General features: G+C 51.7%; 17 protein-coding genes and 1 pseudogene. 3 read left to right on the top strand and 15 right to left on the bottom strand.

Annotated elements, in window-relative coordinates:
* Positions 1–550: 550 nt before the first annotated feature.
* From JQN73_RS19580 to JQN73_RS19570, 3 genes are read left to right on the top strand one after another with little or no spacing between them, the layout of a single operon-like run.
* Complete coding sequence (locus JQN73_RS19580) at positions 551–847, top strand: type II toxin-antitoxin system MqsR family toxin (RefSeq protein ID WP_205320609.1); 297 nt, start codon at positions 551–553, stop codon at positions 845–847.
* A gap of 2 nt (positions 848–849) precedes the next feature.
* Positions 850–1,251, top strand: coding sequence for a type II toxin-antitoxin system MqsA family antitoxin (locus tag JQN73_RS19575; protein WP_205320608.1), 402 nt, complete (start codon positions 850–852; stop codon positions 1,249–1,251).
* Positions 1,252–1,273: 22 nt separating this feature from the next.
* Positions 1,274–1,507, top strand: a complete 234-nt coding sequence (locus JQN73_RS19570) for a hypothetical protein (protein WP_205320607.1) — start codon at positions 1,274–1,276, stop codon at positions 1,505–1,507.
* 86 nt (positions 1,508–1,593) lie between these two features.
* Here JQN73_RS19570 and JQN73_RS19565 read toward each other — a convergent pair whose 3' ends face one another.
* The 15 genes and pseudogenes from JQN73_RS19565 to JQN73_RS19495 form a co-directional block, all read right to left on the bottom strand.
* Positions 1,594–2,484, bottom strand: coding sequence for a hypothetical protein (locus tag JQN73_RS19565; protein WP_205320606.1), 891 nt, complete (start codon positions 2,482–2,484; stop codon positions 1,594–1,596).
* Positions 2,485–2,774: 290 nt separating this feature from the next.
* A complete protein-coding gene (locus JQN73_RS19560) occupies positions 2,775–3,788 on the bottom strand; it encodes a nucleoid-associated protein (protein WP_205320605.1) in 1,014 nt (337 codons plus the stop codon).
* A gap of 244 nt (positions 3,789–4,032) precedes the next feature.
* A pseudogene (locus JQN73_RS19555) lies at positions 4,033–4,819 on the bottom strand (DNA adenine methylase).
* Positions 4,820–5,005: 186 nt separating this feature from the next.
* Positions 5,006–5,527, bottom strand: coding sequence for a hypothetical protein (locus JQN73_RS19550; RefSeq protein ID WP_205320604.1), 522 nt, complete (start codon positions 5,525–5,527; stop codon positions 5,006–5,008).
* Positions 5,524–6,021: a lysozyme gene (locus tag JQN73_RS19545; RefSeq protein WP_205320603.1), complete on the bottom strand. Its 498-nt coding sequence runs from the start codon at positions 6,019–6,021 to the stop codon at positions 5,524–5,526. The genes JQN73_RS19550 and JQN73_RS19545 overlap by 4 nt, the downstream gene beginning before the upstream one ends.
* The gene (locus JQN73_RS19540) at positions 6,018–6,203 is read right to left on the bottom strand and encodes a hypothetical protein (RefSeq protein WP_205320602.1); all 186 of its coding nucleotides are present in this window, start codon (positions 6,201–6,203) and stop codon (positions 6,018–6,020) included. The genes JQN73_RS19545 and JQN73_RS19540 overlap by 4 nt, the downstream gene beginning before the upstream one ends.
* Positions 6,204–6,311: 108 nt before the next feature.
* The gene (locus JQN73_RS19535; protein ID WP_205320601.1) at positions 6,312–7,076 is read right to left on the bottom strand and encodes a hypothetical protein; all 765 of its coding nucleotides are present in this window, start codon (positions 7,074–7,076) and stop codon (positions 6,312–6,314) included.
* A 21-nt stretch (positions 7,077–7,097) separates the two neighbouring features.
* Positions 7,098–10,307 carry a phage tail protein gene (locus tag JQN73_RS19530; protein ID WP_205320600.1) on the bottom strand — a complete coding sequence of 1,070 codons (3,210 nt, stop codon included), beginning with the start codon at positions 10,305–10,307 and terminating at the stop codon, positions 7,098–7,100.
* A complete protein-coding gene (locus tag JQN73_RS19525) occupies positions 10,304–10,708 on the bottom strand; it encodes an NlpC/P60 family protein (protein ID WP_205320599.1) in 405 nt (134 codons plus the stop codon). The genes JQN73_RS19530 and JQN73_RS19525 overlap by 4 nt, the downstream gene beginning before the upstream one ends.
* Complete coding sequence (locus tag JQN73_RS19520) at positions 10,705–11,541, bottom strand: DUF2163 domain-containing protein (protein WP_205320598.1); 837 nt, start codon at positions 11,539–11,541, stop codon at positions 10,705–10,707. The genes JQN73_RS19525 and JQN73_RS19520 overlap by 4 nt, the downstream gene beginning before the upstream one ends.
* Positions 11,538–12,407, bottom strand: a complete 870-nt coding sequence (locus JQN73_RS19515; RefSeq protein WP_205320597.1) for a DUF2460 domain-containing protein — start codon at positions 12,405–12,407, stop codon at positions 11,538–11,540. The genes JQN73_RS19520 and JQN73_RS19515 overlap by 4 nt, the downstream gene beginning before the upstream one ends.
* Positions 12,408–15,083 (bottom strand): phage tail tape measure protein, encoded by a 2,676-nt coding sequence (locus tag JQN73_RS19510; RefSeq protein ID WP_205320596.1) that lies wholly within the window; start codon positions 15,081–15,083, stop codon positions 12,408–12,410.
* A 43-nt stretch (positions 15,084–15,126) separates the two neighbouring features.
* Positions 15,127–15,339, bottom strand: a complete 213-nt coding sequence (locus JQN73_RS19505) for a DUF1799 domain-containing protein (protein WP_370551376.1) — start codon at positions 15,337–15,339, stop codon at positions 15,127–15,129.
* A 98-nt stretch (positions 15,340–15,437) separates the two neighbouring features.
* On the bottom strand, positions 15,438–15,749 hold the full coding sequence (locus JQN73_RS19500; protein ID WP_205320595.1) for a phage tail assembly chaperone: 312 nt from the start codon (positions 15,747–15,749) through the stop codon (positions 15,438–15,440).
* 2 nt (positions 15,750–15,751) lie between these two features.
* Positions 15,752–16,390, bottom strand: a complete 639-nt coding sequence (locus JQN73_RS19495; protein WP_205320594.1) for a phage tail protein — start codon at positions 16,388–16,390, stop codon at positions 15,752–15,754.
* Positions 16,391–16,434: the final 44 nt, after the last annotated feature.

Genomic DNA, 16,434 nt, shown 5'->3' with positions numbered 1-16,434 from the left:
GCGCATCGTTGTCCCCTTTGGGTCAACAACGAGAGACAAGGCTTTCAGTGAATTTGTTTTGCGGCGTTAATCTGTTTTATACCTTTCGTCAATGATGTCAGAACCCATCATGTAGAAAAACAAATTCGGCCATGATTGACTCCTTTCAAATCTCGAAAGCAGCCACGTACAACGATGGGGAAATTCACTCCTCCCGCAACGATTGTCTTAAAAGTACCAAATACACAATTAAGAAATCAAACCCGCAAAACAAAAAAGCCCTGAATAATCAGGGCTTTATGTTTAAAACTGGCGGAAGCGGTGAGATTCGAACTCACGAACGGGATAAACCGTCGCTAGTTTTCAAGTCTACTGTCTAATTCAATAAAATCAAAGAGTTACCTCACTTTTCGTTCCGCAACCACCCTATTTCAACAGGCTGAAGAGCTAATGCTGGCGTGGGGCCTGATTTAGTTGCGGAACGGTTTTTCACGGCTTTCTACAGCTTTTGTATCATCCCTCAAGCATTAACCAACTTGCCAAATACAACCATACAGGTTAATATTTAGAAATGGAAAAAAGGACCGCTCACTGCAAGTTATCAGTCATAAAACGCATGATCGAAGCAGGACAGGTACGCACAACAAAAATGGCTCGGGAAGGTGCTACTGGATTGGGGTTTGATTTTGACGACATGATTGCCGTTATATTTAAACTGACAACTGCTGATTTTTATAAAAGTATGACTACACACGCTGACCATCGCATTTGGCAAGATGTATACCGACCGACCACGCGCGCGGGCGAAGTTTATTTAAAATTAACGGTCATTGATGACGTACTCATCGTGTCCTTCAAGGAGCTATGAATATGAAATGTCCATCTTGCGCAGCAGCGGGTTTGTTTCATGATACCCGCGATCTGCCATACACTTACAAGGGAGAAACCACTATTCTGCCCTTGGTGACCGGTGATTTTTGCCCTGCCTGCGATGAGTCCGTTTTAGGTATGGATGAATCCCGGCGCACCATGCAACTGATGCTGGCATTTAACAAGCAAATCAATGCCTCTATTGTTGACCCTGGCTTTATCGCGGATGTTCGCAAAAAACTTCACTTGGATCAACGCGAAGCTGCAGAAATTTTCGGCGGTGGTGTCAATGCGTTCTCTCGCTATGAAAACGGCAAAACCAAGCCGCCTTTGGCGCTGGTGAAATTGCTCAGAGTACTTGATCGTCACCCTGACCTGCTGGCCGAGGTTAGAGCGACATAAAAATTTAGGGAGGTAAAACGAATTGTCAAACACACTTAGGACACGTTCTGGCCGCGAGATAATTCTTCCTACCCTAGAGGAGGATGCAGCTATTAATGCTGATATTCTTGCTGATCTGGATGGTCATGAATGGACAGAGGAGGATTTCGCGCAAGCACGTCCAGCCAGCGAAGTTTTGCCGAAAATATTTGGCGAAAAAATTGCTCAAGAAATGCTAAAGCCTCGCGGACAAGATATTTTCAAGAACTTGAGTTAGAAATCCATCCCTCATCCTGGACAACTCATGCGCAAAGTTGAACCGATCAAACCTTAACCAAACATAAGTATGTAAGAAATATAGGATCAGACGATTCCTAGGAGACTGAGCGTCCCAGAATACCAGAGAAAGAGCCATGTGGTTCCCCCTAATGCCAACGCGACCAATCCATCTACAATTCTTATTAACGTTCGTTGTCGGTCCTCTCTTATTTTTAATTCTTTATAAGTTTCTGCGAATTTAGCCGCTATGGCCGAATGATTTTGTGCCAACTCCTCGCGCTGGAGAGAAATCTCGTGGGCAATAGAATTGAGAACATCAACTTGATTCCGAATAAGCATCGACATTAGTAAAGAAAATACAAAAATTCCCAAGAAAATAACTACGTTTTTAACCATAAGGTGATCGTGATGTTCCAACTGCCCACCAACAAGAACAACAGCAACGGGAATTGCTAAAAGCTGATTTTGAATATCAGAAAATGCTTTGTTAAATTTTAAAATGTAATCTAATTTTTTTTCAGTGACATCCCCGAGTATTTTTTCGAATGAAAACTCTGATACGTAAAGTTGATAATTGTCTTGAAAACGTTGATATAACTCACTAAATAATTCCAAGAATTTAATAAATCGTAGTCTAATATCAATCTGTTTCAGTGCGTCCAGAACCACAGTGCGAAAAATTACTTTCCTTTGTTCTTTATGAGCATCATCGGAAAGCATTGAAAGCCATCCATCAACTTCAGTTAAACAGTTTAAATTTAACGCATCGAAATAGATTGGAATCTCAAATTTTTCACGTTGCAAAAAGACAAGTTTTAAGGATCCAGTTGACATATCCTCGAAATCTGAAACATGCTTTAATAACGCTACCGCTTTAAGAGTTGCAAAGTAATTTTTAGCTGATTCGGATATAGGGGCCTCGGACACGGAGATCATTTCATCTGTTTGAGCGATATATAAATTATGAGGGGCCACATAACGAGCGCTAGCTTGACTTTGAAGAAGATCGTCTATAGATTTCGCGAAAATGCCTCTTTCGTTCTCGGTAACGTGAGTTCAATAGTAAATTTAATCTCAGGATTTTCTGTTAAAAAGTCACGTGTAGGAAACAACATATCATTGTCCAGCAGCGTGGCTACTAACTCGCAATTTGCTTTTGAAGCGCTTAGCTTGCCACTCAGACTACCCTTATCGAACTTTGATGCATCAAGTTCGAAAAAAATTTTTCGGCAAATAGCGAGCTTTTCTTTTTGATTTAGCACGGTTTATCTATCGTCTAATTGTTTTTTCAAATCGATTGGAAGATTTCTAATTAATAACGTGCCTTGCTCCGAGTCATAAATTATTCTGTTATCCAGTAGTTCTGCATCAAAAGAAAGTGTCAATTTCTTATCGCCTCCTCTAAACCGCTTCAGACTAGCGTAAACTCTTCTGTCTGGATCAAAGTCATCTGCAACGCCAAGTTGACTATTAGCATTTAAAAAATTCAAAAATGCCTCCGGCTCGTCATCACTTAGACGCGCCGAAAGCGCTATGAGACTTACTCGATCTCCGGCGTCTCGTTTTTCCTCACAATAATCAAATACTGTTTGGCGCCGTTTAACGCGCATTTCTGCATTATCGTCTTTCGCTAAACTGTAGGCATTCAAGGCCTCGAGCAAACTTCTCGTCAAAGCTCGTGATTCGGTGAACTCATCACAACCAATAAATTTTCTAAAATACTGCGAAAATTCGTCGCCAGAAGAGCGCCGTTTGGCAAAGGAAATGTAGCGCTCACCGCCACTGCGCCAGGTTGTCAAATTCACCCGCGCCATTTCATGGAGATGATCCAGATCGATATGCTCTTGATCGGCAAGTTCGAGAGCATCATCAAAAACGAAACCTGGCCTATTTTTCAACGAGGCAATAAGCAAAAATATTTCACCATTTTCAACGTAATCGGCAAATAAAATATACCCGCCCGTTGCGAACGTCACATCCTCAATTTTTGACTGTAAGAACCCCATAGCTCTTTTTGTGAAGTGTAAGAAATTCCAGTCAGCAGTCCCATGTCCGCTAAGCTGGCCACTAAAAGGATAAACATCTAAATTTTCATGAAAGACGCCATAACCATGCCCTGACTTTTCGTTGTATAACTGACGTAAGGTTGTAATTAGCGTTGTCACCTTATCGTTGATAGGTAGCAGTGTTTCCCTCAAACGGAGCGTTGAAGGAGTCTTTCGATCCTTTTCTTCACGAGACTTATTCAAAAAATGTGCAACCGCTTGCAGAACCTCCATACATCTAACCTCTTTTAATGGTTTCCGAATAGTAACTATCGGAGTGTACCTAACTTGGTGCATGCTGTAGGATAAAAATTGCTTTATTTGCAAATTTTTCACATCCGGCATTCGGTACCTTCGAAACTATTCGAGCTGAATGGGGCAAGCGTTTCAACATTAATTATACTGTTTATATATACAGTATATAAAATTTCTACTTTCTACTGATTCGCCAATAATTAATCTTAGTGCAATTATTAGCCTAAAAAAGCCCCATCGGTTCCGCTTCCCGATCCCAACTATAAATAATCAACTCCGTCCTAGCCGCAGCCTTCCCTCCTCCCCAACCGTGTAATCAATACCCACCTCTTCCATCTGAAATTCAGTAAATATCTCCCGAATATCCGGATGGTCATTGATACTTAAAATTGCCTTGCCCTTCAATGACCGCATCAATTCGGCCGTACGCACGTATTGCTCGATACCAAACGCCACACCATAGCCAGCAGTCTGCCAATACGGCGGGTCCCTGTAGAAAAACGTATGTGGCCGGTAGTACTTGGTGATGCAGGTGGCCCAATCGATATTTTCTATATACGTGCTGGAAAGCCGTAAATGCGCCGCAGAGAGGTTTTCTTCGATGCGTAACAGATTGAGTGGTGGCGCGGTGGTCGCGGTTCCCCAGGACTGGCCGTCGACCTTGCCGCCGAAGCAACGCTGCTGCAGGTAAAAGAAGCGGGCTGCGCGCTGGATGTCAGTTAGGGTTTCGGGCGGCGTGGCCTGTAACCATTTAAAAACGTCTCGGCTTGATAGTGCATATTTGAACTGACGAACGAACTCTTCCAGATGATTTTTAACGACGCGGTATAGATTGATCAGTTCGCCGTTGACGTCGTTGCTGACCTCGACTCTGCTTGCGGTCGTAGGAAATAGAGGGCCGCTCCGCCTGCAAACACCTCGACGTAACAGGTATGCGCGGGAAAGCGTGGAATAAGAATATCGGCAAGACGGGGTTTGGTGCCGAGCCATAGGATGATTGAAGTTGCCATTGGGAACCTTTGGTTGTGCTGAGATGCGCCCGCCTCGCGAGGTCGCAGAGCCTTGGCTTGGTTCACTGGCCTGTACAGTGGATTGAGGCCAGATCAGTTGTTTGCGCAACTGATCTGGCGCTCTGTGTTTATTGATTACTGATAGTGCTTTCGGATTGCATCTGGCCAGCGGGTGCAGATCTCGGATTATTCGATGCTGATAGTTCGCTGCCGATCAATCCATTTTTGAAGGCCGCTCAATTGGACTTCAAGTCTGCGGGTATAGGTGGCTTCAACACTATGCCGGGTCGCAACGTCTGAGAGGCCAATCCCGCTGGCCTGATCATCAACTCTGGCGGCGGTGCCGGGAAGTTGCACGCCACTATTTGCGGCGTTCCACAGGCGGACAAAGCCATTGTTAATAGTGCAGCCAAGATCGTTTTGCTTAGTGACATAGATCGGTACCTGTTGAATGAGGGTCGCGCCCTGAACGTGGACGATGCGGTCGCGGTTGATATATTGGGTAATGGTTTGGGTGGTGACGATGTCCTGCTTGGCCGCGATTGTTTGGATGGCTTGTTTCTTCCGGTCTTTGTCGGCATCCCATTGGGCGTGGACAGTGCGCCGTCCGTGCAGGTTGGCGGCGAGGCACAGCGCGGCCACTGTGAATAACCAATAACACCAGGCGGGTAAGATCCGGAGCATCGTCACCAGTGCGGTCAGGCTCATTGCGCGCGCATGCATTGCCCATGCACCCGTAAGCGGTCTTTCCACAATCCCGCGCAACGCGTGTTACCGGGTGTTGAACAGTCGAATCCCTTGAACATTTTAAATAGCAGAATGGCCTCACACGCGCCGCTGTAATCGTGGACGTTGAGTCGCCTGACCATCGTGCTTTTACAAAACGCGGTCGGGCCGATGTTGTAGGCGATGTCGGTGTAGGCGTCGTATTCGGCTTGCAGTAGCGGCACCTTGACGCACTGTTTGATCGCCCCTTCAAACTGTGACGCGTCGGCCAGTGCCCGTTGAACGGCTTTGACCGGCGTGGTGCTGTCGCCCAATGTGACCCCGTGCGTGGTGCCGAAACCTACCGTGGGCACATCGCCCGGTACCGGAATCATCGCCTGATCGCTGTAGCCTTCGCGGGTGAGTATGCCGACGAATGCGGCGGCGGAGAGCGATAGCGTGGCAATGACCAGACGCGGTTTGTTGTGAAGGTTCATTTTTTGCCTTTCGATTTGAGCCAGTCGCGTAAGAACTTCTTCCAGCACCAGTCAAATATCAGAATCAACGTGTAGAGAAAGGCCGCGGCGCTGGCGACGTCGGACCAGCTGGTGATGCCGATGGCAGTCCAGGCGGAGACTGCTTTGGCAAACGGCGCGACCACGGTCGTGGATTCATCCATTACTGGGTCTCCTTGCAGCACTTAACATGATTGGTTCTGACATATTCGTCCTGACAATAAAAAAACCGCCCTAAGGCGGCGTGAGGGAATGGTCCGGGTTTAACCGCGTTATGACAAACCGGTACCGCTGATCAGCCATTCACTGGCGGTGATTTTGAGCGCTTTGGCGATGCCGTTGGCCGCTAACGTGCGATTGCCGGTGTCACCGGAACCGGCTAAACGCATGACGTCGCTGGTGATGGCGATGGTTAATTCACCTGCACCGTCCTGGTTGATAAAGGTGATCTCCGTGCCTATCGCAAAAGCAACTGATGCGTTGGCCGGTAGCGTGAAGGTACGCGCTTTCAGGTCGCCTGACGGGTGCAGGAGATGATTACTGGCGTCGGTGGCCACGAGTGTGTAATCGGCGCTCGCAGACGTTTGCGGCAAGCGCCGATAAGCCCATGCTGGCGCGGCGTCGTCCCCTGTTCCGCACAGGACCTGTCCCGCAAGCCCGCCCTGTAAAGAATGAATGGCCTGTCGATGATCCTCAAAGGAGGCAATGGTCGTGGCATTCGTGGTGACAGCGTATAAGCGGACGTAGGCCGCTTGGTCATTCCAGTTGGCCTTGATGATTGCCTGACTGACGGCGCCGGTGGTTTTGCGTGCCACCACGTAATTGATCTTGTTCGCGATGAGCAATAACGTATCGTTACCGATGAGAGTGCTGTGATAGCGACCGCCATAGAAGCCGAACCTTAGCCCACTGGTGGTGGATTGACGTCGGCCGTATAACGTCGCCGGACTGGCGGCGTCGAGCGCGGCGTTGATGGTGATTTCTTTGGACGCCTGTGACTGAATCACCAGATCCAGATTGCTGGTGCTGTCTGACATGGGGTGCTCCTGTTGATTTGATTAATGCGCGATGCTGGTAATTAGGGGTGTGCCCCGACCGGTGTCGGCCGAAAGTTGATAGAGCTTGATGTAAAGCACGGCTTGATCGTGTCCGAAGTCGGCTGTTTGATCGGCGCTGGTGTAGTTCAGCGTCGGGGCGGCGGTGGTCAGCGTCCGCTTAATTTCACGGTACTTGTCGTCGGCAAAAATATCCATCACGTAGGATTCAGACGCTTCACTGAGTGCGGCATCAATGTAATCACGCAATTCACCGCCTTTGCGTGTGCGCCGTATCCAGTTCAACGTCCAGTCCCGGTTGGTCGGGTGACGATGGCCATTCAGGTAGACCGGTGCCAGACAACGCAGATTCACGCCCCGGTAAGTCATCGAGCGATTGTTGTCTGAATCCATCGTCTTGCCGCTGGTAATACCGCGATAGGTACGTTCGACGCCGATGACGTTAAGATTGCTGGCAACAAACTGCAGGCTAACGGCGTCTAGCAGGACAAGCTGATCATTGACCGCGTGCAGCCCGGTTGCCCACTCGCTGCCGAAACGCCCGCGCAACAGATCTGTGAGGACATAGGTGCCATTGGCCTGCAGCGCGCAATGTTGGGCGGCGATGATTTCCCAGCGGCCGTCGCTGCCATACGCAAAATGGTTCGCGCCATTGAGCATCTGGCCTTCGGTAACGCTGGATAGCGCTTGGTTGACCTTCACAGACAGCGTGCTGGCCTTATCGATCTGCAGTCCGTTATGGTCGGTCAGCTGACCGGCTGCATAGCCCATCGTCGCCCCCGGTTTGGAGAAACCTTGAATCTGTTCCCAGACTTGCCCGCCATCGTCCGAGCGTGTGAGAACGCCACCCGGCCATCCGTTTAGGTAACCCGCCATCGCCACTGGAAATCCGGCCTTGTCGAAAACGTCTTTCAATAGCGGTATATCCATCAATGCGTATTGTGATGGTCCAGGAAGCGTCAATGTTTGCCCGGTGGACGTCCCTTCCCCACCGACCGCCGCTGACGTGTAGACGGATGCGCTGTGATACTTGGCGACGCATTCCAGTCGACTATCAGAGGTGTAATTAATCTGCGTTAACCGTAAAGCATAGGTAGCTTCTTCAGCGACGATGGTAATGATATCGGCTGGTTCCAGATAATTGTATTCCGGTGGCAAACTGAAGGTGACGTCGTACCGTTCGAGCCAATACAGGTACAGCAGGATTTCTGCCTTTTGTGCGGCTTCATCAGCGGTCAATACAACCGGCAAATCCATCGACTTGATGTGAACCGATTGGGTGTTCAGGCGCTCCGCGTATTGTTCGCCTAAATCGTATTCCCGTGCGCTATCGAAATATTTTAAGGCGACCTTACTCGGTAACACGGCATCCATTTCGCGTATGGTGGTCACTTGCACACCAGGCTGGCCACCGATGCCACGTGCGTCCAGTTTGGCGATTGGAATCGTCACCACGGATGTGCCACCACGGCGTTTGCAGACAATTTTGTAGCCCGACTGGATGATATCGAACGGCCACGCGCCGATCAATGGATCGAACCCGCCGCGGATGGCACCGATGGCGCTAATGGTGTAACCACGGACCGCATTGGTCAAGTCAGTGACGTCCAGATCCTCCGCGGTCAACCAGCGGTTATTGCTTGCTTCGGCCCGGATAATGGACGAGAGCGGTACCGTGCTGACGTTTTGCTGAGCGACCCATGTGGTGACATCGCGGCGACCACCCGAGCCGATGTATAAGACACCAATTAAAGCGTCCCCATAGCTATGCAAATACCGTGGAAAGGTAGACGTTCCCCCTCCAAATATTTCTCCTTTCATCACTAGCACAGGCTCCCCGCCAAGGCGGTCTGTTCGAAAGAGATCCTGTTTAAAAGTTTTGTAGTACAGGTGACCACCGGTAAACGATAGATCTGACGGGGCGTTAACCCTAGGGTAGAGTTTTTTAAATTCGACCACTTGAATGAAGGCTAGCGTGTCTTTATCGTATATCAAAATGTAATCTCTTTGATCGTGGGCCGCCATCACCCCCATGATCAACTGGTTACCGACGATGCCCAAGACCCTACACCCGTTGCGATCAACAGCGGCAATCGTTAGAGGAATATCGACTGAAACGCCGGAACGCAGGTCTGATCGGGTCAGCGATATTTTGGAGGGCCAACCGCACGCAAAATAGACATAGCCTTGATGAACAACAGCATTCTCCGCAAACCCACTAGTGACTGCTGAGTAATAGGTTCTGAGGTTGTAGTTGGCGTCCAGGATTCCCAGGCTACCCTTCCCGGCGCTATCCAAGATACCCATAACGTCAATATCTGCCTTCATCCTGGCAACGGAACTACCCCTCGGCAACAGAACAGGTGCGGAACTTAATAGTATTGGATCGCCTTGAAATGGCACCAGGTACCTGCTGACCACGCGAGGGGTGCCTCCCGCCACGAAATCCGACATTTGCCACACTCGCAAGCCGCTTTCATCTTTGTATGGGCCGGTGATATTGTCATCTTTCCCCCGGGGAAATGATCCAGATATATTCGACATCACAAATTCCAGCTTGCCATGCGTGAATACTTCGGCCTTTACCTGGGCACCCACCAATGAATTCTGGTAATCCGCCATCGGTAAGTCATTAAAAACGATATACGCCAATCCGCGATAGGCGGGTGTGTTTGCCACGCCCAATGTTGCTTGCATGCGAGGGTCAGGATCTTGATCATCGGTGCCGTGGTAAATGGAAAATAAGGTTCTGACATTGTCACTTGCAATGACACTGGCTACGTCGTTCCCCGTGGCGTCATAGACCAGGTTGGGGCCAATCCAGATCCGCCGCACACCCTGTATTGGCCCTTTACATAGTCCCACTGCAAAAGTGGCGCTATAAGTAAAAGTGGTGGACTCTGCGCCGCCGCCGCCCTTACCTTGTCGTTGCGTATGTTCAGTTTCTTTGAGTTGATTATTTTCTAGCCAGAAGACGTTGCCCACTATCGGGACGGTGCCATACACGCGGGGGATGACTGCGCCGTAGGTGCTTGTCTGGGTCGTCAGATCGGTCAGGCGCGGGCCAACAATATGCGGCCCCTTGGGCGGGTCAACCATGCCACCCACCCCCATGCCGAGCTGCGCGCCGACTAGCGCGCCTTGCGGACCACCGAGATAGAAGCCTGCTACCGCCCCTACTACGCCACCGATAATTTGTCCGGCGCTACTCATGCGCAGTCCTTAAAACGGTATACACAAACGATTCTGGCGGCCCACATCGGCGACAGGCGATGCTCGCAGACCTTGCCAACGTGCAGATAACTATGGATCATCGTGTCACCCGCACAGATCGCAAGATGCTGCGGTTCACTGGAAAAACGCATCAGAAGAATGTCACCGGACTGGCGATCCGATACGCGGGCGATGCAGTCGTTGTCGTCCAGCGTGGCCTTCAATAAGCCCTGATGAGGAGAACGGCCATAAGCTGGCACGTCCATATAAGAAACGCCAATCGACCGTGCGACGTGGACGATCAGACCCGCACAGTCGAGCGCTAACCCTGCAATACGACCCTGATGGACAAAGGGTGTATCGAGTGCAGCGCGGGCGGCTGCGAGAATGGCCGCGCTCAACCGCCCCGCCCGATCTGCGCGTACTGGGAACCGGTCGGAATATGTGCAAAACCACCGTGATTGACGATGTTGTGCCACTTGTCGGAACAATCGACGGCGCGCTTGCGACAGCCCGGAATCATGTTGTACGTGTCGCCGAGAACGGGCGTGTAATAAAACGCCTCATAGGTGACGATATCGCCGCCCGCAGTGAAGGCCTTGATTTCCTGAGGCTTGAGTCCGGCATTGCGGCCGCTGGTAAATTGGATGGTGCCAGCGCCAAAATAATCGGCTGCTTCCTGACGCGCAACGTCGGTAAACTGGGTATTACTGACGACGGCCGTGATGCGACCGGTGACGGTCAACGGAACAAGATCGATCTTGCAACCAGCTGGCTCTTGACCGCCAAATTGCTTCTGGCACGTGACCGTATAAGATTGCCCCACCGATTGATTGAGTGCATCGATTAGCGCCATTTCTTCTATTCGGTAAGTGTCGTCGGTGAGCGTGGTCTTGCCAAATAACGAGGCGACAATCGGCTCATAGTCCTCCACTGGCTGGTCCCAGTTGGTAGCGAACAAATAACAGCGCGCACCATCAAACACGCCGGAGGTAATCGCCGCCTTGCTGATACCGGCAACACCCGCAATGCCCTGGACATCGATCATTGCCGGCGACGTTCCGGAGGCCGCTGTATAGCCGGTAAATTCATAACCGGAGTTGGTCAGATACACTGTTCCGTTGGACATAGTGAGGTCACGTGGATAGTGCGTCAGGCAGATGCTTGCGCCGACCACAGGGACGATGCGCAGGCATAAGACGCGGGTGGTGTAATGGGCTACCTGAGGTTTCATAAAGCAATTAACTCCACAATATCGATGTTGGATGTGTCACGGACATCAATCGCCACATGCGACAAATCAATGCGTGAATTGAAACGAAACGGAATATCGAACTGACAGCCTGCCGTGATCCGCTCACCGACTTGCGGGCCACTATCGGCGAGACCGCTCCCACCGTCGGCATAAAACATGGTGGTGTCCATTTCTATCGTTAGCGTCTGCTGCCATACACCAATAATCAAGACACGCAAGCCATTAAGCTCCCGCATACCGCTCACGTAACCAAAGACGATGGATTCACCTACCTGAAAGTTGTGTTCCTCAAATGTGACGATGGCGGCTGCTGCGCGAGAGATGCCGGTGATCCTGCAGCTTTTGTTGGCAGCGAAGCGCACCAGACCGGTCGTCGTATCCACCGACCATCCGCGAGTCGACCCCACGGCGTTAATGCCGATCACCGTGGTACCGGCCACCGGTTTATAGATGGTGCGCACCGGATAGCCAATCGATAACGGTGCGGCACCGATACCGTATTGCTTTTGTAACTGATATACGCCTTCTGAAATACGCAACATTGGCTGATCGACTGGCGTCGGTATGCCGGTGTCGCCATTGGTGGAAAAATCATCCATGGCGCGCACCCGAAACCCGGCGTACATGCCGAAGGCGCGGTGATAAAGGGCGACAATTCTGGACCACAATTCGGATGTCTTACCCACGTAGCTGATGCTGTAATGTCTGACGGCATACGGATGGACCAGACGGCGATACTCTTGCCCGCTGCTGGTTTGGGTGATCTCGACGTTGTAATCATCGCCGTAAGTTGCACCCATTTTGATGCCGATCGGAAGCTGCTCTTCCAGGAATGGATTAGTCATTTACACATACCTCTGCGCATGCTGGAACGCTGCCAACCCCTCCCGTGCGCCCTGACCCGCTGCACGGCGTACGTCCGGCGCTGCACCGCCCAGGATGTTGACGATAATGGTCGGAGTGGGCGCACCGGAGCTCGTACTGGCCTCTGCATTCGGCGAGACGCTGCCACTCTCCCCGCCCATCATCAGATATTGTCGGCCCGCGACATGCAGTAGCTCCGGTCCTTTTTCATTGACCTCATAGATACCCCCCGAGGATACCGGGCCACCGATTGCGCGCTGTCCGCGCACGGCACTGGCAAACCCATCGTTGAGATTAAAGCCATTGGCACCGTCCATTGCAGCCATGGCGCTGCCGCCTTGTGACGATCCAGAGGCCGCGCCGATTAAGCCCATCGCAGCGCTGACCCAGCCGTTACCGGAACTGCTGCCACCGATCAGGCTAGTAAGAATCTTCTTACTTTCTATCCGCGCCAGATCAGCAATGATGCTGGACGCCAGTCCTTTAAACGATAACTTGCCAGTGGTGATAAACGTGGTCAGGGCGTCCTCCATGCCCTGGAACGCGTTAGCAAACAGGTCTTCGGTTTGCGCGGCCATGTTGCGCGATGCATCGACATAATTTTGTAACGCGGCGCTGGCCCCGACTGACCAGTCGCCTTCCTGTTGCAGCCGTTGGGCAAAATAGGCGTCGTATTCTGTCAGCGCGGTGGCCTGAAACCGCTGGATGCGGGCCAGTTCTTCAGTGTATTTTTTCTGTGCGTCCGGACCGAAGGTGCCGCTCATTTCGGCATCGCGGCGGCTGTTGTCCACGTCCTGGCGTTGTGCGGAATACTTGTCTTCGATGTGTGCCCGACCTGTGGTGCGTTCGCGCTCTATCGATCCCAACCCCATCCCGGCAATTTCCCGGGTCTGGGATGTGCGGATCGTGTCGAGGTAGTCTTGCGCGGCGTCCTCGGCGTCGCGGTAGGACTGGGCGACATTATTGAGGGCTGAGACTTCCTGAATGGAAAGAATCTGCACGCTGACAATCGCATCTTCACGTACTTTGGCTAACTTAGTCTGCGCATCGCTGATCTTGCGGTCATTGTCCAGTCGGTCCTTGCCGTGCAGATTTTCTGCCTGCATGCGGGCAATTTCTTTTTCCAGCGCACTCTGTTGCGCTTCCGTGTTGAGATGCAGGAAGGCCAATTTAGAAGCGTAATAGTCGCGCTCATCGATCAACCCTGCGGCGCGGTGCGCTTGCATGATTTTCTCGGCATTGGCGTAGGTGTTGACGATGGCGTTCGATTGCTTGTCGATCTGCGCAAGGTCAAACGCCAGTTGCACTTTGGCTGCCTGGCTGGCGGCGTTATTGTTGCCAGCCTTTTTCCTGGCGGCATCCTCGCCAGCTAAGCCGGAAATGTTTATTTTCTGACGGTCGTCCGTAGGGGCTTGTGTTTCTCTTGTAGAGCCAGCCGGTGCAGTCTGACCTATGGACAGCACCTTAGCCTGGAAGCGGTCGAGTTCCCTACGTGCGCGTTCGCCATCCGCTTTGACTGCATTGCTAATGGCCCTGAAGCCAGACAGGTCGCCGTGTGCCAGCGTGACCAGTTGCGCCGATACCGCGGCGATTTCCCGACCTACACCGAGAAATACAAAGCCTACTTCCGTGGCGGCAATGGTCAGATGCTTAAATATTCCTATCCCTGTTTCCAGGGCCTTATTCAAGATGTCCGAAGCGATGGACATAAACATCTGATCTTTGGTCAGATCCAGAAACACGGACTGCAACGATGTCAGCGCAGGAATCGAGTCGGCAATCATGGCGACCGCCATATCGTTGAAGCTACTCTTTAAGATGACATTGGCTTTTGCCAGATCATCGGCGGCAGCAATTTGCGCTGCCGTGAGCGTGGTGTATCGCTGGCCCTTATCGGCCAGATCGTTGAGAAACGGTATCAGATCGGCACCAGCGCGGCCAAACAGCGCCACGGCCACGGCGGTCTTTTCTGAGCCATCGGCAAACCCGGCCATCGCGTTGGCGACCGCATCCAACTGCTCTACCGGCGAGAGCGCCTTGAATTGTTGATAATTCAGCCCCAGTGCGGTAATCGCAGACCCTGCGCCTTTGGTGCTGTCATTAGTTTTTGACAGCGCATCCGTCAGCTTGACCGAGGCGGTCGCGACCGTATTTAAGGCCACGCCGGACAATTCAGAGGCTAATTTTAACGAGGCGATATTGACGGCGGTGTCGCCCATCTTTTCACCCAAGCCCTGATAGCTGGTGATTTGTTCAATGATCCGGCCGGTGAGCGCGACGATAGCGGTCGTGGTGGCGACTGCGGCCGCCGCAACGGCGATAAAGCCTACCTTGAGGTTTTTGCTGACGTTCTCGCTCCGTTGATGGGCTTCGTTCAATTTTAACGCCGAGTCTGCCGCTGATAACTGGGCGTCCGAAGCCCCGCGTACCGATAATTTATACAGCGCCATTTCTCGCGCCGACATGTTGAGCATGGCGTTTTGGTGACCGAGCTTTTGGACGTAACGATCAATGGACGCCGATGCTTTGGCGCTGGTGGCCTTATTCGTTTCTCCGAGGCTATGAATCGACCGTTTGGCGTCGTCTATCCCGGCCTTGAGTTTGGTGGCATCGGCCACCACTTCAATGACGCCCCGCCCAATGACCGAATCTGACATATGGTTTCCCTATAATAATGCCCACCGAAGTGCGCTGAAATCTCTACTTTGCAGCTCTGATGTATGCCAGCGCCGCATCTTCCATCCTTTGGACGCCGGTAAAAACGTCAGCATGGTCCGCTTTGCGCACCCCGGACATCCGCATCACCACCGGCAACGCGTTGTAATCCAGACCCGAGGGGCCGGATAGCCCGATGCGCCACTGGCTGGACATGGCGATGAACACGTTGGTAATGACGACGTTATCGGGCCAGATTTCAATCGGCGGACCGCTGACCTCTTCCAGCGTCAGACCAAACGTTGCCGCCTCCTGCGCGCTGGGCGCTTTGGCGTAAAGCGCGACGGAGACGGCCTTTAGTTTTTTAGTTTGGCCTGGACCAGTTCATCGACATATGTGCGATAAGTTGCCAGCGCGGTGCCCATGTAATTCTGTAAAAGCAGTTCCACCGAGGCCGGGTTGAGTTCTTCTTCGAACTCCCATCCGGACACCATCTCCAGGAATGATTCCACATCGGACCTACCGGCGCGAGATTTGATGAAAAGCTCCAGCGCTGATTTAGTCCGGTGCTTGAAGGTCATTTCAACATCGGAAGGCTCGCCACCGGCGACAGGAATACGGACTTTGACAGTAAAAGTAGGATCGGCAATGAGGGAAAGTTTCGCCATGATTAATACCTTAGCGGTTCGGCTAAAAGAGAAAGCGTAATCTCACAGGCCATGATTTCGTTGACGGTCAGAGATGGCGTGGTATTGAGCGAAATAAAGGCGTTATAAATGAGTACCGATCCGGATGGCAGAGAAATCCGCACGGCGCGTGGCAAGCGGTCGTCAGCTGCGGCCGCAGCCAATATGTATCCCGCCTGTAATGGATCATCGGCAACGCTGAAGGTAAGACCTGCAGCCGTTTTGGAGGTCGGAATACGCTTCTGTGCATTGTCTTCCAGAAACTGGTATTCCTTGAATTGCTGCTCACCACCACTGCTCGCGCTGGACAGAATCTGGGACAGCTGGGTCCAGCCTAAAATTTTACGAAATGCGCCGGCACTGCTGGAAAATGGATACATGACCGCAGAAGTGGAGTCAATGCCATCCAGGTTAAACGCCGTAGCGGAAGGTGCACCAACGCGCACCACCTTATCGTTGACACGCGACCAGCCACAGGCAATCTCGACATAATCGCCCGCTACCAGCGTATTTTTGGCAGACGCGACGCCGGGCTTGGCATTGGTGATTGAGGTGATCGGCACGGCGGGTGCGTAACCGGACGCGATGGCGATGGTCGCGCCGTTGGGGAGTGAAATAGTCATGAATAACCTTTAGACGAAAAAATACCGCGCAAGGCGGCTGGATC

Origin of the sequence: Glaciimonas sp. PAMC28666 (genome assembly GCF_016917355.1) — a bacterium.
Lineage (GTDB): Bacteria > Pseudomonadota > Gammaproteobacteria > Burkholderiales > Burkholderiaceae_D > Glaciimonas.
The sequence above is the reverse complement of the archived record's forward strand: the minus strand, read 5'-3'. Positions and strand labels throughout refer to the sequence as shown.